Here is a 15153-nt window from a genome sequence, read left to right on the forward strand (position 1 = left end):
CTACCGGCGGCGGGGGAGCTTCATGGTGAGCAGCTTCGCCCGCGGCGCCAGCCGCTGGGCGAGGGCGAAGACGTCCTCGGTGCGCTGACGATCGGGGTCGATCACGGAGAACAGGTTGACGCCGAGGTAGAACGTGATGGCCGCGTTTGCCACGTCGCGCGCGGGCAGCAGCTTGCCCAGTGGCGTGCCGCGGGTGACGCGGTCCCAGTGCTCGGCGACGAAGTCGAGCCACGGCTCGGCGCGCTCGGTGATCTCCTTGCGGAGGTCCTCGTTGGTGACCGCGGCGGCGATCATCTCGCTGAACTTCGCCAGTGACCCGCGCTCCAGGTCGGTGCGGTAGATCGTGACCGCGGCGGCGGCGAACTCCTCGACCGTACGTACCTCCGCCATCGTCGCGCCGTGCGCCTCCATCCGCGCGGCGGTGTCACGGTCCATCGCCGCCAGCAGGAGCTGGTCGACGCCGCCGAAGTGGTAGAAGACCAGCGCCGAGGTGACCCCGGCGGCGGTGGCGATGTTGCGCGCCGAGGCGCCGGCGTAGCCCTTCTCGCGCAGCACCTCGTCGGCGGCGTCGAGCAGGCGCCGGCGGGTCTCATCGCTGGTCTTCTCGGTCCCGGCTGTTCGCTTCCGTGGCGGCATGGGTTCATCGTACGCTTTAATCAGGTGATTAAACCTAGCGATCAAGGAGCCGGACCATGACTGACGATCCCCGTGCGGAGAAGAGACCGAGCCGCGAGCGCCTCGTCCTCGCCGCCCTCCTGCTTGCCGTCTTCGGAGCGATGCTGTTCGCCAAGGCCCTCGCGGGCGGAGGCCTGGAGCAGACCGCGATGTTCTACGTCGGCATCCCGGCGCTGATCGCGGTGACCGTGGTGCTCACCGCCCGGCCGCGGAGCGCCGTCGGTCTGACGCTCGCCGTCACCACCATCGGGCTCGCCCTCGCCGGGCCGCTCCTGGACGAGGGAGTCGTCTGCCTGGTCATGGCCGCTCCGCTGATCTACGGCGTGGCCGCGCTGATCGCGTGGCTGGTGTCGTTGCTGGTCAGGCCCGGACAACGCCACCATCAGGCGCTCGTTGCCGCGCCGCTGCTCGCGGCGGCCCTCATCGAGGGCGTCGCTGGGGTGAGCTACCTGCCGCGCGATTCGGCTGCGTCCGCGACGGTCATGGTCGACGCGTCCCCGGAGGCGTACGCAGCGGCGCTCGCCGCGCCGCCGGCGTACGGCCCCTTCGAGGCCGTCCTGCTGAAGACGGTGCCGTTCCCGCATCCGGTCTCGGCGACCGGATCCGGGCTCGAGGTCGGCGATCGGCGGGTGGTCAGGTTCAACGACCGGAAGTCGCTCGGTCTCGGCGCGGAGCCGACGCCGCGGTCGATGACGCTGCGCGTCGCGGAGTCCGACATCGACACCGATGCCGGGCGCGTCGTCTTCGAGGTCACCGCCGACAGCACGCTGTCGCGGTGGATGGAGCTGCAGTCGGCGACCGTCGCATGGCACCGGGTCGGTGACCGGACCGAGACGACCTGGACCCTCGACTGGGCGCGCACCTACGACCCGTCGTGGTACTTCGGACCGCTCCAGCAGCACACCACCGGCCTCGCGGTCGGCTACCTCGCCGACACGTTCGCCGCCGCTGCGGCCAACAGCTGAGCGCGGCGATGAGTACCGACCCCGCCGTCGTACGCAGCCTGGGGCTCGCCCTGCCGGTCATCGCGGTCGCCATCTTGTGCGTCCGGCGCCCGCCGAACCAGCGCGAGCTGGCAGCGATGATCGTCGCGTCCGCCTGGTCGCTGCTCACGCTGTTTCCCGTGAACCTGGTCGCGCAGCGGCTGGGGTGGTGGGCCTACGACGTCGACGGCGCCGTGTGGCAGGGCATCGCGGTCGACCTGTGGCTGGCGTGGGCCTTGCTGTGGGGCGCGCTGCCCGCGCTCCTGCTGCGATCGGGATGGCCGGCCGTCGGGATCGCGGCGGGGCTGGTCTGGGTCGACCTGGGCGCGATGCCGCTGGCCCATCCGGCCGTACGTCTCGGCGAGACCTGGCTCGTCGGCGAGCTGGTCGCGGTCGCATTCGTGCTGGTCCCGGGTATGTTCCTGGCCCGTTGGACGCTGCTCGACCGCCATGTCGTCGCCCGCGGCTGGGCGCAGGCGCTGTGTGCCGGTTGCCTCATCGTCGGAGGGCCGCTGGCCGTGCTCGCGCCGGAGCCGCGCTGGCCGGACGTGATCACCTCGGCGGGCGTCCAGCTCGCCGTGGTCTGTGCGCTGCCGAGCGTCGCCGCGATGCGTGAGCTGGCGATCGTCGGCCGGGGCACCCCGTTGCCCTACGATCCGCCGATCCGGCTCGTCACGTCCGGCCCGTACGCCTACGTCCGCAACCCGATGCAGATCAGCATGGTGCTGGTCTTCGTCGCCCTGGCACTCACGTTCGGCGACGCGTGGCTTCTGGTCGCGGCCGTCGCGGCCGCGGCGTACTCGGTCGGGCTGGCCGCCTGGCACGAGGGCGCCCAGCTGCGGAGGGCCTTCGGGGACGGCTGGGTGGCCTACCGGGCCGAGGTCCCGTCGTGGGTTCCGCGATGGCGCCCGGCGGCGATCGACAGCGCGACCCTGTGGGTGGCCGCCGACTGCGGGATCTGCTCGGAGGTCGGCCGCTGGTTCCTGCGGCACGAGCCGCGCGGGCTCGCGATCAGGCCGGCCGCCGAGCACCCCGAGGTGCTCTACCGGGTGACCTACGAGTCGGCGGGCGTCAGGGTCAGCGGCGTCGAGGCGGTGGCGCGGGCCCTGAACCACATCGACCTCCGCTGGGCGATGGCCGGCTGGGCGCTCGGGCTGCCGGGCGTACGGCATCTGGTCCAGCTCTGCACCGATGCCTTCGGTGCCGGTCCACGGCCCTCGCGCTCAGCCGATCCGGCCTCAGTCCGCCAGGAGCAGGACGACCGACTCTGCGACGCATGCGGGCTTGGCGGAGCCCTCGATCTCGATCGTCGTCTTGACGACGAGCTGAAGGCCGGTGGGGAGCTCGGTGACCTCGCCGAAGGTGATGATCGGGCGGATGCGGGAGCCGACCAGGACCGGCATGGGGAACCGGACCTTGTTGAGGCCGTAGTTGAGCTTCGCGCCGGGGGTCTCCAGCGAATAGACGCTCACGCCGAGGTAGGGGATCAGCGATAGCGTCAGGTAGCCGTGGGCGATGGTGCCCCCGAAGGGGCCTTCCTTGGCCCGCTCCTCGTCGACGTGGATCCACTGGTGGTCGCCGGTGGCGTCAGCGAAGGCGTTGACGCGGTCCTGGTCGACCTTGAGCCATTCGCCGGTGCCGATCTCGGTGCCTGCGGCGTCGGAGACTTCTTGGAGAGTGGTGAAAGTGCGCACCCCCGGAATCTAGCGGCATACGGAATGATGGGCCCATGGAACCGTCCGACATGCAGATCAAGGCCGCCCCAAAGGTGCTGCTCCACGACCACCTCGACGGTGGCGTACGTCCCTCGACCCTCGTCGAGCTCGCCGCTCAGGTGGGTCACCGGCTGCCGGGGGGGACCCAGGACGATCCGGTCGCGCTGGAGGAATGGTTCGTGACCAGCGCGGACTCGGGGTCGCTGGAGCGCTACCTCGACACCTTCGCGCACACGCTGGCGGTCATGCAGACGCTGCCCGCGCTGACCCGGGTGGCACGGGAGTGCGTCGAGGACCTGGCCGAGGACGGCGTCGTCTACGCCGAGGTCCGCTGGGCGCCGGAGCTCCATCTTGCCAACGGCCTCGAGCTGGACGACGTCGTCGCAGCCGTCCAGACCGGGTTCGACGAGGGCATGGATGCCGTCGCGACGACCGGTCGGAAGATCGTCGTACGCCAGCTGCTCACCGCCATGCGGCAGGCCGCCCGCGCCGCTGAGATCGCCGAGCTCGCGGTGACCTGGCGCGACCGCGGGGTCGCCGGCTTCGACATCGCCGGTCCGGAGAAGGGCTTCCCGCCGAGCCGGTTCCTGGCGGCGTTCGAGCAGCTCGCCGCCGACAACATGCGCTTCACCATCCACGCCGGCGAAGGCTTCGGGCTGCCCTCGATCTGGGAGGCGGTGCACCCCTGCGGCTGCGACCGGCTCGGTCACGGCGTACGCATCGTCGATGACATCATCCTCGAGGAGGGTGAGGCGCCGCGGCTCGGCCGGCTCGCCGCGTACGTCCGGGACCGGCGGATCCCGCTCGAGCTCTGCCCGCGCTCCAACGTCCAGACCGGGGCGGCGAAGTCGATCGCCGAGCACCCGATCGGGCTGCTCTACGACCTCGGGTTCCGGGTCACCATCAACACCGACAACCGGCTGATGTCACGCACCTCGATGTCGGCGGAGATGGCCGGCATCGTGGCGGCCTTCGGCTGGGGGCTGCCAGAGCTCCAGCGGCTGACGACCAACGCGATGAAGTCGGCGTTCCTGCCCTACGACGAGCGGGTCGACCTGATCCACGAGATCAAGGACGCGTACGCGGCCCTGTGAGTCGTTCGATGGCGACGTAGCCGTGCTTCGGGTAGACGGCGGTGCAGCCCTTGGCGACCGCGTTCGCGACGACCTGCGGCTGCGCACGCATCAGCGCCAGGCCCCGTTTGACCAGCACGAACGGTGGTTTGCGACGCTCGCGGAGATCGCGGGTGAGCCGGCGCCAGAAGGTCATCGTCGGTGACTGGGTGACGCAGTAGGCGGCGGCCAGCAGCCCCGCATCGCGGCACTCGGCGACGATGTCCTGGGCGAAGATCCCCTCGGCGACGAAGTACGGCTCCTCGCCGAGGGTCAGCGACTGCCAGCCGGTGCGGCCGTCGTGGGCGATGTCGTAGACGGGTACGTCGGCAGCGCCCGTCTCGCAGAGGGCCGCGATCGTCTTCACCGCGTCAGCGGGGAGCCAGGAGTCGGGGTGGTCCCAGTCGACCAGGCCTGCGTTGGGCCCCTCGGTGATCCGGGGGAGCGAGGGGTCGGAGCCGTCCTTGTAGAAGTCGTCCAGCCTCAGGACCGGCAGGCCGAGCCGCTCGGCCAGGCGGGACTTGCCGGCGCCCGAGGGGCCGGCGAGGACGATGACCTGAGCGCGCACCGGAGCATTCTCGCCTGTGCCGGGCCGAAGTCAGTAGCCGACGCCGGGGGCCGACCCCGACAGCAGCGCGCGCGAGCCCGAGACGCCGAGCCTGGTGGCCCCCGCGGCGATCATCTGCTCGGCCTGCTCCATGGTCCGTACGCCGCCCGAGGCCTTGACGCCGAGGTCGGGGCCGACGGTCTGGCGCATCAGCTCCACGGCGTGGACGCTGGCGCCGCCGGCGGGGTGGAAGCCGGTGGAGGTCTTCACGAAGTCCGCGCCGGCGCGGACGGCCGCCTGGCACACGCCGACGATCTCGTCGTCGTCGAGCGCCGCGGACTCGATGATCACCTTCAGCACGGTGGGGGCGGGAACGGCCGCACGGACGGCGGCGATGTCGGCCTCCACGTCGGGGTACCGCTTCTCCTTCGCGGCGCCGACGTCGATGACCATGTCGACCTCGTCCGCGCCGGCGTCGACCGCCGCACTGGCCTCGGCGGCCTTGATCGAGGAGAGGTGCTTGCCGCTCGGGAAACCGCACACGACCGCGATCTTCAGCTCGGCCGGCGCGTTGAGCGGGAGCATCGAGGGAGAGACGCACACCGAGTAGGTGCCGAGCTCGGCGGCCTCCAGGATCAGCGCCTCGACGTCGGCATGGGTCGCCTCGGGCTTGAGAAGGGTGTGGTCGATCATCTTCGCGATGTCAGCGGGGGTAGGCACGGGCTCAGCATATGCATCCACCCCCGGAGGGCTAAGGTTTGCGCCGTGAATGACGATCAGCCCGAGGAGTGGTTCCGCAACTCCAGCAGCACCACGTGGGGATTCCTCTCGGCAGGGGCCGCGATCGCGGTCGTGGTGATCGACGTGGTCACCGGCTGGCACCCCGAGACGACGGCCGGTGGGGTGCTCTTCGCGCTGGTCGCGTACGCCGCGTTCGTCCGCACCAGGGTCGGGGTCAGCGAGGGCGACTTCGTGCTCCACCACCTCTACTCGACGGTGCGCTTCCCGATGGCCGCCCTGGAGAGCGTCTCGGTCGGCCGCACCCTCGGCGCCTACGCCGGTGGACGTACCTACGTCAGCGGCGCCGTCGGGCGTCCGATGCGGGAGGCGGTCAAGGGCGCCAAGCGCGACCACAAGCCGCTGAGCAACCACGCCGACTTCATCGAGGACCGGCTCAACGCGCTGGCCCAGGACGCCCGCGACCGGCGCCGGATCAAGCGCGACTCCGACGAGCAGTTCGCCCTCGCCGAGGACGTACGCCGCAGCTGGGACTGGCCGCTGATCGCCATCACGGGCGTCGTGGCCGTCGTCTTTGTCGTCCTGCTCGTGATCTAGCCGACCAGACTCGGCAGGGCTAGACGCCGAGGGCTGCGCGGATGTCGACCTTGAGCGCGCCGAGGGCGATCTCGGCGTCGGTCCGGGCCTGTGCCAGGGCCTCCGGTGAGTCGACCGGCTCGACGACCTCGAGGTAGCACTTGATCTTGGGCTCGGTGCCGCTGGGCCGCACAATCACTCGTGACCCGCCGGCCAGCTGGTAGCGGATCCCGTCGGTCGGCGGCAGGCCGCCGACCTCGGTGGTGAGGTCGTCGAGCTGCTGCACGGCGGCTCCGGCCAGGGCGGTCACCGGCCGGTCGCGGAGACGCTGCATCGCGCCCGCGATCTGAGCCGGGTCCTCGAGCCGTACGGAGAGCTGGGTGGTGGCGTGCAGGCCGTGCTCGACCGCCAGCTCGTCGAGCAGGTCGGCCAGGTCGCGACCCTCCGCCTTCAGCGACGCCGCCAGCTCGCACAGGAGGAGCAGCGCCGAGATGCCGTCCTTGTCGCGTACGTGCTCGGGGTCGACGCAGTAGCCCAGCGCCTCCTCGTAGCCGAAGGCGAGCCCCGGCGCGCGCGAGATCCACTTGAAGCCGGTCAGCGTCTCGGCATAGGCCTGCCCCGCGGCTGCGGCGAGCTTGCCGAGCAGCGAGGAGGAGACGATCGAGGCTGCGTACGTCCCGGTCACGCCCTTGCGGATCAGGTGGGTCGCCAGCAGCGCGCCGACCTCGTCACCGGTCAGCATCCGCCACTTCTTGCCGACGGGGATGGCTGCGGCGCAGCGGTCGGCGTCGGGGTCGTTCGCGATGACCAGGTCGACGCCCTTCTTGCTCGCCAGCGCCATCGCCCGGTCCATCGCCCCGGGCTCCTCGGGGTTGGGAAAGGCGACGGTCGGGAAGTCGGGGTCGGGCCGCTCCTGCTCCTTGACCACCAACGGCTCGGGGAAGCCGGCGAACTTCATCGCCAGGTTCACCAGGTCGCCGCCGACACCGTGCAGCGGCGTGTAGACCGTGTTGAGGTCACGTGGGCCGCCCTCGGCAAGGAGCCCGACGACCGTGTCGAGATAGCTGTCGACCAGGTCCTCGCTGATCACCTGGCCGGCCGGGCCCTGCGGGACCGAGCTCACCTTGTCGACCGCCGCGATCCGCTTCGCGATCTCGATGTCGGCCGGCGGCACGATCTGCGAACCATCACCGAGGTAGACCTTGTAGCCGTTGTCCTGGGGCGGGTTGTGACTGGCCGTCACCATCACCCCAGCGCTTGCGCCCAGAGCCTTGACGGCGTACGCCAGCACCGGCGTCGGCAGCGAGCGCGGCATCACCAGCGCCGGGAGGCCCGCTCCGGTCATCACCTCGGCAGTGTCCTGGGCGAAGACGTCGGAGTTGTGCCGGGCGTCGTAGCCGATCACCACCGGCCCCTGCGCGCCGGTCGCGAGCAGGTAGCGGGCCAGCCCTGCGGCCGCCTTGATCACGACCACCCGGTTCATCCGGTTGGGCCCGGCCCCGAGCGCGCCCCGCAGCCCGGCGGTGCCGAACTGCAGCATGCCCGAGAACCTGTCGGCCAGCTCGGCCGCGGCCCCCGGGGCCGTGGAGGTCAGGAGGCTCTCGAGCTCTGCTCGGGTCTGTGCATCCGGGTCATCGGCAAGCCATTCCCGGGCCTGGACGACGAGCGCAGATTGATCTGTGGGGACCATGGATCTGACCCTAGGTCATCGGGTGCCGGAAGATCGAAGATCAGCGGGGCGTCGGCTTCTGTCACTTGTGGTTGGGGTTTGCCGCCGACCCTTTCGGGGAGGGTGCTCTCACCGGGATCCGTTGAGAATTTGGCTGGTTATCGGGTCGGCGGCAGGGGTTTGATGCGGGGATTTGGGTTGGGTGGGGGCTTGAGATCTTGGGTGGTCGGGCCGAGCGGTGGAAGGAATTTTCTTTCCGCCCGCGATCAGCTCGGCAGGCGCGTCGGGAGGCGAACGAATTTTCGTTCGGCGCGGTGCGGCCTCTGGGAGGGGGCTTGGGGGGAAGGAATTTTCTTTCCGCTCAGAGCCCGTTCTCCGCGGGAGGGTTGGTGGGCGAACGAATTTTCGTTCGCCTCATAGGGTGTCTGGCCCGGGTGGGGTTGGCGCGTGGAAGGAACTTTCCTTCCACGCAAGGACCCCATGTCTGCTGTAGGCGTGGATCGGTCACCTGCCGTGGGTGAGTGCTCCGCGGCCACACCCGGGTCGGCGGCCCAGCCTAGCCCCGTGGACCGCTCAGATCTTGGGAACGAGGTTGCTCAACAGCCCGCCCATCCGCGTAGCGGCGTTGCGGCCGGCCTCGAGGACCTCGGCATGGTTGAGCGGCTGGTCCGAGATGCCGGCGGCGAGGTTGGTGACCAGCGAGATCCCCAGGATCTCCATCTTGGCCTCGCGAGCCGCGATCGCCTCGAGGGTGGTCGACATGCCGACCAGGTCACCGCCGATGATGCCGGCCATCTTCACCTCGGCCGGGGTCTCGTAGTGGGGGCCGGGGAACTGGACGTACACACCCTCGTCGAGCGACGCGTCCACCTCCTTGGCGAGACCCCGCAGACGGGCGGAGTAGAGGTCGGTGAGGTCGACGAAGTTTGCTCCGACCAGCGGAGACGTCGCGGTCAGATTGATGTGGTCGCGGATCAGGACAGGGGTGCCCGGCGACCAGGACGGGTTGAGCCCGCCGCAGCCGTTGGTGAGCACCATGGTCGAGCAGCCGGCGGCCGCGGCGGTGCGTACGGGGTGCACGACCGCGGCGACGCCCTTGCCCTCGTAGTAGTGGGTGCGGCTGAGGAAGACCAGCAGGTTGCGACCGCTCGCCGACCGGATGGAGCGGATCTTGCCGCTGTGCCCCTGGACCGCGGCGGCGCTGAATCCGGGCAGGTCGGTCGTGGCGATCTCGGTGTAGTCCTCGCCGAGCGCGTCGACCGCGGGCAGCCAGCCCGAGCCCAGCACGAGCGCGATGTCGTGCTTCTCGATGCCGGTCTTCTCCGCGAGCGCGGCGGCGGCTTCCTTGGCGAGTTCATAAGGCGTGGTCACTCGCTGAGTTTAGACCTGCCCGGACCGGCTCAGTCGTTGGACCGGCACGGCCGCGTACGCAGCGCGTGCACGTAGTCGGCCGGTGCCCCGGCCGCCTCGGCGGCATCGGCCAGCGCGCCCAGGTGGCGGGCGTCCGGGATGCCACCCTCGTACGTGTCCAGGACGTAGGTCTCGCAGAGCAGGTCCTCGGCAAGCGCGGAGATCCGCACCTTGGTCTTGAAGTAGAGGCCGATGTCGGCCAGCTCCCACTTCTCCAGGGCTTCCATGTCCTGTTCCACGACGTCGTAGACCGCGACGAAGACCTGCTCGAACGGGTCCTGGACGATCGTGGCCGTCGGTCCGTCGCCGAGCACGTTGTCCTCGCCCCCGAAGGTGAGTCGCCAACCGCCCAGCCACCCGGTCGTACGCAACGGCGAATGCGGGCACCGCTCACTCATCCGCGCCGGGTCGAGATTGACGCCATAGGCCGCATAGAGAGTCACGGGTCACGAGGTTACCGCCCAGTCCTCACCCGCTTGGGATCTATCTGTTATTGGCGGTCTACCCTTGGGTACGTGACCCACTTTGATGTTCTCGTCCTCGGCGCTGGCCCCGGTGGCTACGTCGCCGCCATCCGTGCCGCTCAGCTCGGCAAGTCCGTCGCCGTCGTCGAAGACAAGTACTGGGGCGGCGTCTGCCTCAACGTCGGGTGCATCCCGTCCAAGGCGCTGCTGCGCAACGCAGAGATCGCGCACATCATCACCCACGAGAAGAAGACCTTCGGGATCTCGGGTGACGCGACCATGGACTTCGGCGCGACCTTCAAGCGCAGCCGCGGCGTCGCGGACGCCAGCGCCAAGGGCGTGCACTACCTGATGAAGAAGAACAAGATCACCGAGATCGACGGCTGGGGCACCCTCTCCGGGCCGAAGTCGATCGCAGTCAAGGGCAAGGACGGCGCCTCGACCGACTACACCTTCGACAACCTGATCATCGGCACCGGCGCGACCGTCCGCTCCGTCCCGGGGGTCGTGCCCAACGAGCAGAACATCGTGACGTACGAGGAGCAGATCCTCACCGAGCAGCTGCCGAGCTCGATCATCATCGGCGGCTCGGGCGCCATCGGCGTCGAGTTCGCCTACGTGCTGAAGAACTTCGGCGTGGACGTCACGATCGTCGAGTTCCTCGACCGGATGGTGCCGACCGAGGACGCCGACGTGTCCAAGGAGCTGCTGCGCCAGTACAAGAAGCTGGGCGTCAACGTGCTGCTCTCGACCGCCGTCAAGGGCGCCGAGGACACCGGCTCGGGCGTGAAGGTCAGGGTGGCTCCGGCTGCCGGCGGCGAGGAGCAGGTGCTCGAGGCCGACAAGTTCCTGGCCGCCTTCGGGTTCGCGCCGCGGGTCGAGGGCTTCGGCCTCGAGAACGCCGGCGTCGAGCTCACCGACCGGGGTGCGATCGCGGTCGACGCCCGTGGCCGCACCAACGTCGAGGGCATCTACGCCATCGGTGACTGCACCGGCAAGCTGATGCTCGCCCACACCGCCGAGGCCATGGGTGTCGTCGCCGCCGAGACCATCGCCGACGCCGAGACCATGGAGATCAACTTCGACATGATCCCGCGCGCGACGTTCTGCCAGCCGCAGATCGCCTCGTTCGGCTACTCCGAGGCGCAGGCCAAGGAGAAGGGCTACGACGTGAAGACCTCGTCGTTCCCGTTCTCCGCCAACGGCAAGGCCCGTGGCATGGCCGAGGGCGTCGGCTTCGTGAAGATCGTCGCCGACGCCGAGCACAACGAGATCCTCGGCGCCCACATGATCGGCCCCGAGGTCACCGAGCTGCTGCCCGCGCTGACGCTCGCCCAGCAGTGGGACCTGACCGCCGACGAGGTCGCCCGCAACGTCTTCGCCCACCCGACGCTGTCGGAGGCGATGAAGGAAGCCATCGAGGGCATCGCGGGTCACATGATCAACCTCTGACCAGACCTACGACCCGTCGGCCGGCGCCCACGCAAGGGGTGCCGGCCGACGGCATTCCCGCCGCGGTTGGCCCAGCTGCCTAAACGCCCGGCGTGACCGGGCCGATCTCGATCCCGAGCAGACCCCACGCGCGGCGGGCGGCGGTCTCGCGCGCCTCAGGTGTGGGTCCGTGAACCCCGCCGGAGACCATCGCGACGGCGAGCATGAGGTCGTCGGTGTCGTAGGTCTCCCTGGGGAGCCCGTCGATGGCGGTGCGTACCCGATCGGCCAGGAAGCGGGAGCTCTCCTCGTCGCTGAGCCGGATGATGCCGACGAAGGCGGTCGAGTGGATCATCTGCCAGGTGACGACGCCGAGCACATCGGCCAGCGTCGCATCGGGGCGGGCCGCGACCTGCTCGATGTCGCGTACGTTCTCCTCCAGCACCGCGGTTGCCAGGGTGAGCCGGTCGGGGAAGTGCCGGTAGAGGGTGCCCTGGCCGACGCCGGCGCGCTTGGCGACCGCCGACATCGGCGCGTCGAGACCCTGCTCGGCGAGGACCTCGCGGGCTGCGGTGACCAGGAGGTCACGGTTGCGGACCGCGTCGCTCCGGGTCGGGTTGGCAGGGCTGGTCATCCCAGCAGGGTAATCGCCGGCGAATCCTTTCCGGTCCTCGGTCCAATGCGGACAGAAACTGACCTGAACAGCTCGTAGCGTTGCTGGTGTCAGAAGGAAACACCACCCAAGGAGTCCGTGTCATGACCGCAACCGCCGCCAGCGCAATGAAGACCAGCGCTACCGCCACCCTGTCCCGTGAGCGCTCCGACCTGCTCGAGACCCTGGCCAAGCACCGCGGGTTCCTGCGCTACGCCGTCCGCAACCTGACCGACGAGCGGGCCAGGCTCACCCCGACCGCCTCCGCGCTCAGCCTCGGCGGTCTGGTCAAGCATGTGTCAGCGTGCGAGCGGGGCTGGGCGGACTTCATCGTCCGTGGCGCGGTGGCGCAGGAGCTCACCCCGGAGAAGTACGCCGAGCTCGCCGCCGACTTCGTGCTCGCCGAGCATGAGACGCTGGAGGGTGTGCTCGAGGCGTACGAGGACGTGGCCGCCGCCACTGACGAGCTGATCCGGACCGTCGACCTCGACGCGGACCACGCCCTTCCCGAAGCGCCGTGGTTCGAGTCCGGCGCGCGCTGGTCGAACCGCCGCGCCATCGCTCACATCCTGGCGGAGACCGCCCAGCACGCCGGCCACGCCGACATCATCCGGGAGACCATCGACGGTCAGAAGACGATGGGCTGACTCTGGCGTCCCAGGGGGCGTGGAAGAATGCGGCCCATGGCGCGGGTGACGATCATTGGTGGGGGTCCAGGCGGATATGAGGCGGCGCTGGTCGCGCAGCAGCTCGGGGCGGAGGTCACGGTCGTCGACCGTGACGGCCTCGGCGGCAGCGCGGTGCTCACCGACTGCGTGCCGAGTAAGACCCTGATCGCCACCTCCGAGCTGATGTCGGACATGACGCTCGCCCGCGACCTGGGCATCAACTTCCGCGACCACCACGGCGACCCGGCCACCGAGCTCTACGCCGACCTCGAGCTGGTCAACAAGCGCGTCAAGTCGCTCGCGCTCGCTCAGTCGAGCGACATCGAGAGCCGACTGACCCGTCGTGGGATCCGCATCGTCAAGGGCACCGGGCGCATCGACGCCGACAAGCGTCAGGTGATCGCGACCCGGGCCCAGGACGACACCGAGGAGGCGATCGAGAACGACGCGGTCCTGATCGCCACCGGTGCCCGGCCGCGGGTGCTGCCCACCGCCCAGCCCGACGGCGAGCGGATCCTGACCTGGGAGCAGGTCTACGACCTCGACGAGCTGCCCTCGCACATGATCGTCGTGGGCTCGGGCGTCACCGGTGTGGAGTTCGCCAACGCCTACCTCAACCTCGGCTCCCAGGTCACCCTGGTCTCCTCGCGCGACCGTGTTCTCCCCGGTGAGGACGCGGATGCGGCGACGGTCCTGCAGGACGTACTCGAGCGGCAGGGGATGAACATCCTCAGCAAGTCGCGGATGGAGTCGGTGACCCGCTCCGGCGACGTCGTCACCGTCAAGCTGACCGACGGCCGCGAGGTCACCGGCAGCCACTGCGTCCTCGCGCTCGGCTCGATCCCCAACACCGAAGGCCTCGGCCTCGAGGAGGCCGGCATCGAGCTCGACGAGGGCGGGTTCATCCGCACCGACAAGGTGTCGCGTACCTCCGCCTACGGCGTGTACGCAGCCGGCGACTGCACCGGCGGCTTCATGCTCGCCTCGACGGCCGCCATGGCCGGCCGGATCGCGATGCGCCACTTCCTCGGCGACGCGGTCATCCCGATGGACCTCAAGGAGGTCGCGGCCAACGTCTTCACCTCGCCGGAGATCGCCACGGTCGGTTACTCGCAGGCACAGGTCGACTCGGGCGAGGTCGTCGCCGACACTCTGCGCCTCGACCTCAAGGGCAACCCGCGGGCGAAGATGCAGGGCATCTCCGACGGCTTCGTCAAGCTCATCTCCCGCCCCGGCACCGGCGTCGTCATCGGCGGCGTCGTGGTCGGCCCGCGCGCCTCGGAGCTCATCCACCCCATCGCGCTCGCCGTCTCCACCGGACTCACCGTCGACCAGATCGCCAACACCTTCACCGTCTACCCGTCGATCTCCGGCTCCACCGCCGAGGTCGCCCGCCGCCTCCACCACGTCGAGTAGGCACCCGAGAAAACGGTGTGCGAGCAGCGCCGCGGCTTCGCTAGCGTGAGCGCCATGGGTAACTGCTGCATGACGATGATCGTTCGGATCCGCCGCCGCTGACGGCGCGGATCCCACCGAAGCACTCGTACGCATTCGCGCCGCCACCTGGCAACCCTGCCGGGCGGCTCCGAGTGCTACCCGCATGCCGCCCGGCTCCTTCTGTCTCGAGGAGCATCCATGCCCGACGTACGCCCTGGCCGGCACGAGCTCGGCCAGAACTTTCTCACCGACAGGTCGGTACTCGACCGCATCGTCCATCTCGTCTCCCAGCGGCAGGGTCCGCTGGTGGAGTGGGGCACCGGCAACGGTGCCGTCACCCTGGCGCTGGCGGAGCGAGGTCGTCCGCTGGAGGGGGTCGAGATCGACTCTCGCCGAGCCGCCGAGCTGCGCCGCCGGACCGGTACGCACGTGTGCATCGCCGAGGGCGACATCCTGCGCCACGCGCCACCACAGGACGCGGTCGTCGTCTCCAACGTCCCGTTCCACCTGACCACACCGATCCTGCGCCACCTGCTGTCCTCGACGTCGTGGCGCCATGCCGTACTCCTCACCCAGTGGGAGGTCGCCCGCAAGCGCGCAGGCGTCGGCGGCACGACCCAGCTGACCGCGCAGTGGTGGCCGTGGTTCACCTTCACCCTCGACCGCCGCGTCCCGTCGACCGCCTTCCGGCCACGCCCCAACGTAGACGGCGGGCTGCTGCTCATCGACCGTCGTCGTGAGCCGCTGCTGCCTGAGTCGGAGGTCCCCGACTTCCAGTCGTGGGTGGCCACGGTCTTCAGCGGCCGAGGCCGCGGGGCCGCTGAGATCCTGCGCCGCAACGGCGTCCCCGCGGCGCTCGCCGGGCGAATCGCCCGGCAACGCCGGCGAGCTCAAGCGCCGGTGCTGCCGCGGGATCTGCGTGCGGAGGACTGGGTCGAGGCGTACGCAGCGCGCTGATCCTGCCGAGAAGTCACGTACGTCGGCCGAGAAGGCACCAAGGTGGCCAAAAGCCCCCCCCGGCAGAAAGCTCAGCCCGCGGGGGTGTAAACTCAAACGAAGAACAGTCACATATAAAA

At 69.9% G+C, this 15153-nt stretch carries 15 protein-coding genes and 1 pseudogene; 8 read left to right on the top strand and 8 right to left on the bottom strand.

Annotated features, from left to right (window positions below):
• A complete protein-coding gene (locus tag ACFWQC_RS01880; protein ID WP_378672233.1) occupies positions 1–636 on the bottom strand; it encodes a TetR/AcrR family transcriptional regulator in 636 nt (211 codons plus the stop codon).
• 56 nt (positions 637–692) lie between these two features.
• Here ACFWQC_RS01880 and ACFWQC_RS01885 point away from each other — a divergent pair, with 56 nt between their 5' ends.
• Entirely contained in the window at positions 693–1640 is a 948-nt protein-coding gene (locus ACFWQC_RS01885; RefSeq protein WP_378672236.1) for a hypothetical protein, read from the top strand.
• A 434-nt stretch (positions 1641–2074) separates the two neighbouring features.
• Positions 2075–3154: a methyltransferase family protein gene (locus ACFWQC_RS01890; RefSeq protein ID WP_378672298.1), complete on the top strand. Its 1080-nt coding sequence runs from the start codon at positions 2075–2077 to the stop codon at positions 3152–3154.
• On the opposite strand, the pseudogene ACFWQC_RS01895 reads toward ACFWQC_RS01890, so the two are convergent.
• Positions 3062–3352: pseudogene (locus tag ACFWQC_RS01895) on the bottom strand (MaoC family dehydratase); the annotation flags it as partial. The gene ACFWQC_RS01890 and the pseudogene ACFWQC_RS01895 overlap by 93 nt on opposite strands.
• Positions 3353–3387: 35 nt before the next feature.
• On the opposite strand from ACFWQC_RS01895, the gene ACFWQC_RS01900 reads away from it, so the two are divergent.
• Positions 3388–4467 carry an adenosine deaminase gene (locus ACFWQC_RS01900; RefSeq protein WP_378672239.1) on the top strand — a complete coding sequence of 360 codons (1080 nt, stop codon included), beginning with the start codon at positions 3388–3390 and terminating at the stop codon, positions 4465–4467.
• Here the strand turns inward: ACFWQC_RS01900 and ACFWQC_RS01905 are convergent.
• On the bottom strand, positions 4442–5053 hold the full coding sequence (locus ACFWQC_RS01905) for a uridine kinase (protein WP_378672242.1): 612 nt from the start codon (positions 5051–5053) through the stop codon (positions 4442–4444). The two genes, ACFWQC_RS01900 and ACFWQC_RS01905, sit on opposite strands and share 26 nt — an antisense overlap.
• Positions 5054–5083: 30 nt before the next feature.
• Positions 5084–5725 (bottom strand): deoxyribose-phosphate aldolase, encoded by a 642-nt coding sequence (gene deoC, locus ACFWQC_RS01910; protein WP_378672301.1) that lies wholly within the window; start codon positions 5723–5725, stop codon positions 5084–5086.
• A 72-nt stretch (positions 5726–5797) separates the two neighbouring features.
• Between deoC and ACFWQC_RS01915 the strand changes: the two genes are divergently transcribed.
• Positions 5798–6367 (top strand): hypothetical protein, encoded by a 570-nt coding sequence (locus ACFWQC_RS01915; RefSeq protein ID WP_378672245.1) that lies wholly within the window; start codon positions 5798–5800, stop codon positions 6365–6367.
• A 19-nt stretch (positions 6368–6386) separates the two neighbouring features.
• Here the strand turns inward: ACFWQC_RS01915 and ACFWQC_RS01920 are convergent, their stop codons facing one another.
• The 3 genes from ACFWQC_RS01920 to ACFWQC_RS01930 all read right to left on the bottom strand — a co-directional run bounded on the left by ACFWQC_RS01920 (position 6387) and on the right by ACFWQC_RS01930 (position 9868).
• A complete protein-coding gene (locus ACFWQC_RS01920; protein ID WP_378672248.1) occupies positions 6387–8036 on the bottom strand; it encodes a phospho-sugar mutase in 1650 nt (549 codons plus the stop codon).
• Positions 8037–8588: 552 nt separating this feature from the next.
• Entirely contained in the window at positions 8589–9386 is a 798-nt protein-coding gene (locus ACFWQC_RS01925; RefSeq protein ID WP_378672251.1) for a purine-nucleoside phosphorylase, read from the bottom strand.
• A gap of 29 nt (positions 9387–9415) precedes the next feature.
• On the bottom strand, positions 9416–9868 hold the full coding sequence (locus ACFWQC_RS01930; RefSeq protein WP_378672254.1) for a gamma-glutamylcyclotransferase family protein: 453 nt from the start codon (positions 9866–9868) through the stop codon (positions 9416–9418).
• A 72-nt stretch (positions 9869–9940) separates the two neighbouring features.
• Here ACFWQC_RS01930 and lpdA point away from each other — a divergent pair, with 72 nt between their 5' ends.
• Positions 9941–11341 (top strand): dihydrolipoyl dehydrogenase, encoded by a 1401-nt coding sequence (gene lpdA / locus ACFWQC_RS01935; RefSeq protein WP_378672257.1) that lies wholly within the window; start codon positions 9941–9943, stop codon positions 11339–11341.
• 79 nt (positions 11342–11420) lie between these two features.
• Here the strand turns inward: lpdA and ACFWQC_RS01940 are convergent, their stop codons facing one another.
• Positions 11421–11954, bottom strand: coding sequence for a TetR/AcrR family transcriptional regulator (locus tag ACFWQC_RS01940; RefSeq protein ID WP_378672260.1), 534 nt, complete (start codon positions 11952–11954; stop codon positions 11421–11423).
• A 122-nt stretch (positions 11955–12076) separates the two neighbouring features.
• Between ACFWQC_RS01940 and ACFWQC_RS01945 the strand changes: the two genes are divergently transcribed.
• The 3 genes from ACFWQC_RS01945 (at position 12077) to erm (ending at position 15034) form a co-directional block, all read left to right on the top strand.
• On the top strand, positions 12077–12619 hold the full coding sequence (locus tag ACFWQC_RS01945; RefSeq protein ID WP_378672263.1) for a DinB family protein: 543 nt from the start codon (positions 12077–12079) through the stop codon (positions 12617–12619).
• Positions 12620–12655: 36 nt separating this feature from the next.
• Positions 12656–14056, top strand: coding sequence for an NAD(P)H-quinone dehydrogenase (locus tag ACFWQC_RS01950; RefSeq protein ID WP_378672266.1), 1401 nt, complete (start codon positions 12656–12658; stop codon positions 14054–14056).
• A 219-nt stretch (positions 14057–14275) separates the two neighbouring features.
• Positions 14276–15034, top strand: a complete 759-nt coding sequence (erm, locus tag ACFWQC_RS01955; RefSeq protein ID WP_378672269.1) for a 23S ribosomal RNA methyltransferase Erm — start codon at positions 14276–14278, stop codon at positions 15032–15034.
• The last annotated feature ends 119 nt before the right edge of the window (positions 15035–15153 follow it).

This window comes from Nocardioides sp. NPDC058538 (assembly GCF_042719275.1).
In the GTDB taxonomy this organism is placed as follows: Bacteria; Actinomycetota; Actinomycetes; order Propionibacteriales; family Nocardioidaceae; genus Nocardioides.

What these genes read in the sequence shown, in the direction of transcription:
- ACFWQC_RS01880 (WP_378672233.1), bottom strand. Translation starts at nt 636, where the DNA reads ATGCCGCCACGGAAGCGAACAGCCGGGACCGAGAAGACCAGCGATGAG.
- ACFWQC_RS01885 (WP_378672236.1), top strand. Translation starts at nt 693, where the DNA reads ATGACTGACGATCCCCGTGCGGAGAAGAGACCGAGCCGCGAGCGCCTC.
- ACFWQC_RS01890 (WP_378672298.1), top strand. Translation starts at nt 2,075, where the DNA reads ATGTTCCTGGCCCGTTGGACGCTGCTCGACCGCCATGTCGTCGCCCGC.
- ACFWQC_RS01900 (WP_378672239.1), top strand. Translation starts at nt 3,388, where the DNA reads ATGGAACCGTCCGACATGCAGATCAAGGCCGCCCCAAAGGTGCTGCTC.
- deoC (WP_378672301.1), bottom strand. Translation starts at nt 5,725, where the DNA reads ATGATCGACCACACCCTTCTCAAGCCCGAGGCGACCCATGCCGACGTC.
- ACFWQC_RS01920 (WP_378672248.1), bottom strand. Translation starts at nt 8,036, where the DNA reads ATGGTCCCCACAGATCAATCTGCGCTCGTCGTCCAGGCCCGGGAATGG.
- ACFWQC_RS01940 (WP_378672260.1), bottom strand. Translation starts at nt 11,954, where the DNA reads ATGACCAGCCCTGCCAACCCGACCCGGAGCGACGCGGTCCGCAACCGT.
- ACFWQC_RS01945 (WP_378672263.1), top strand. Translation starts at nt 12,077, where the DNA reads ATGACCGCAACCGCCGCCAGCGCAATGAAGACCAGCGCTACCGCCACC.
- ACFWQC_RS01950 (WP_378672266.1), top strand. Translation starts at nt 12,656, where the DNA reads ATGGCGCGGGTGACGATCATTGGTGGGGGTCCAGGCGGATATGAGGCG.
- erm (WP_378672269.1), top strand. Translation starts at nt 14,276, where the DNA reads ATGCCCGACGTACGCCCTGGCCGGCACGAGCTCGGCCAGAACTTTCTC.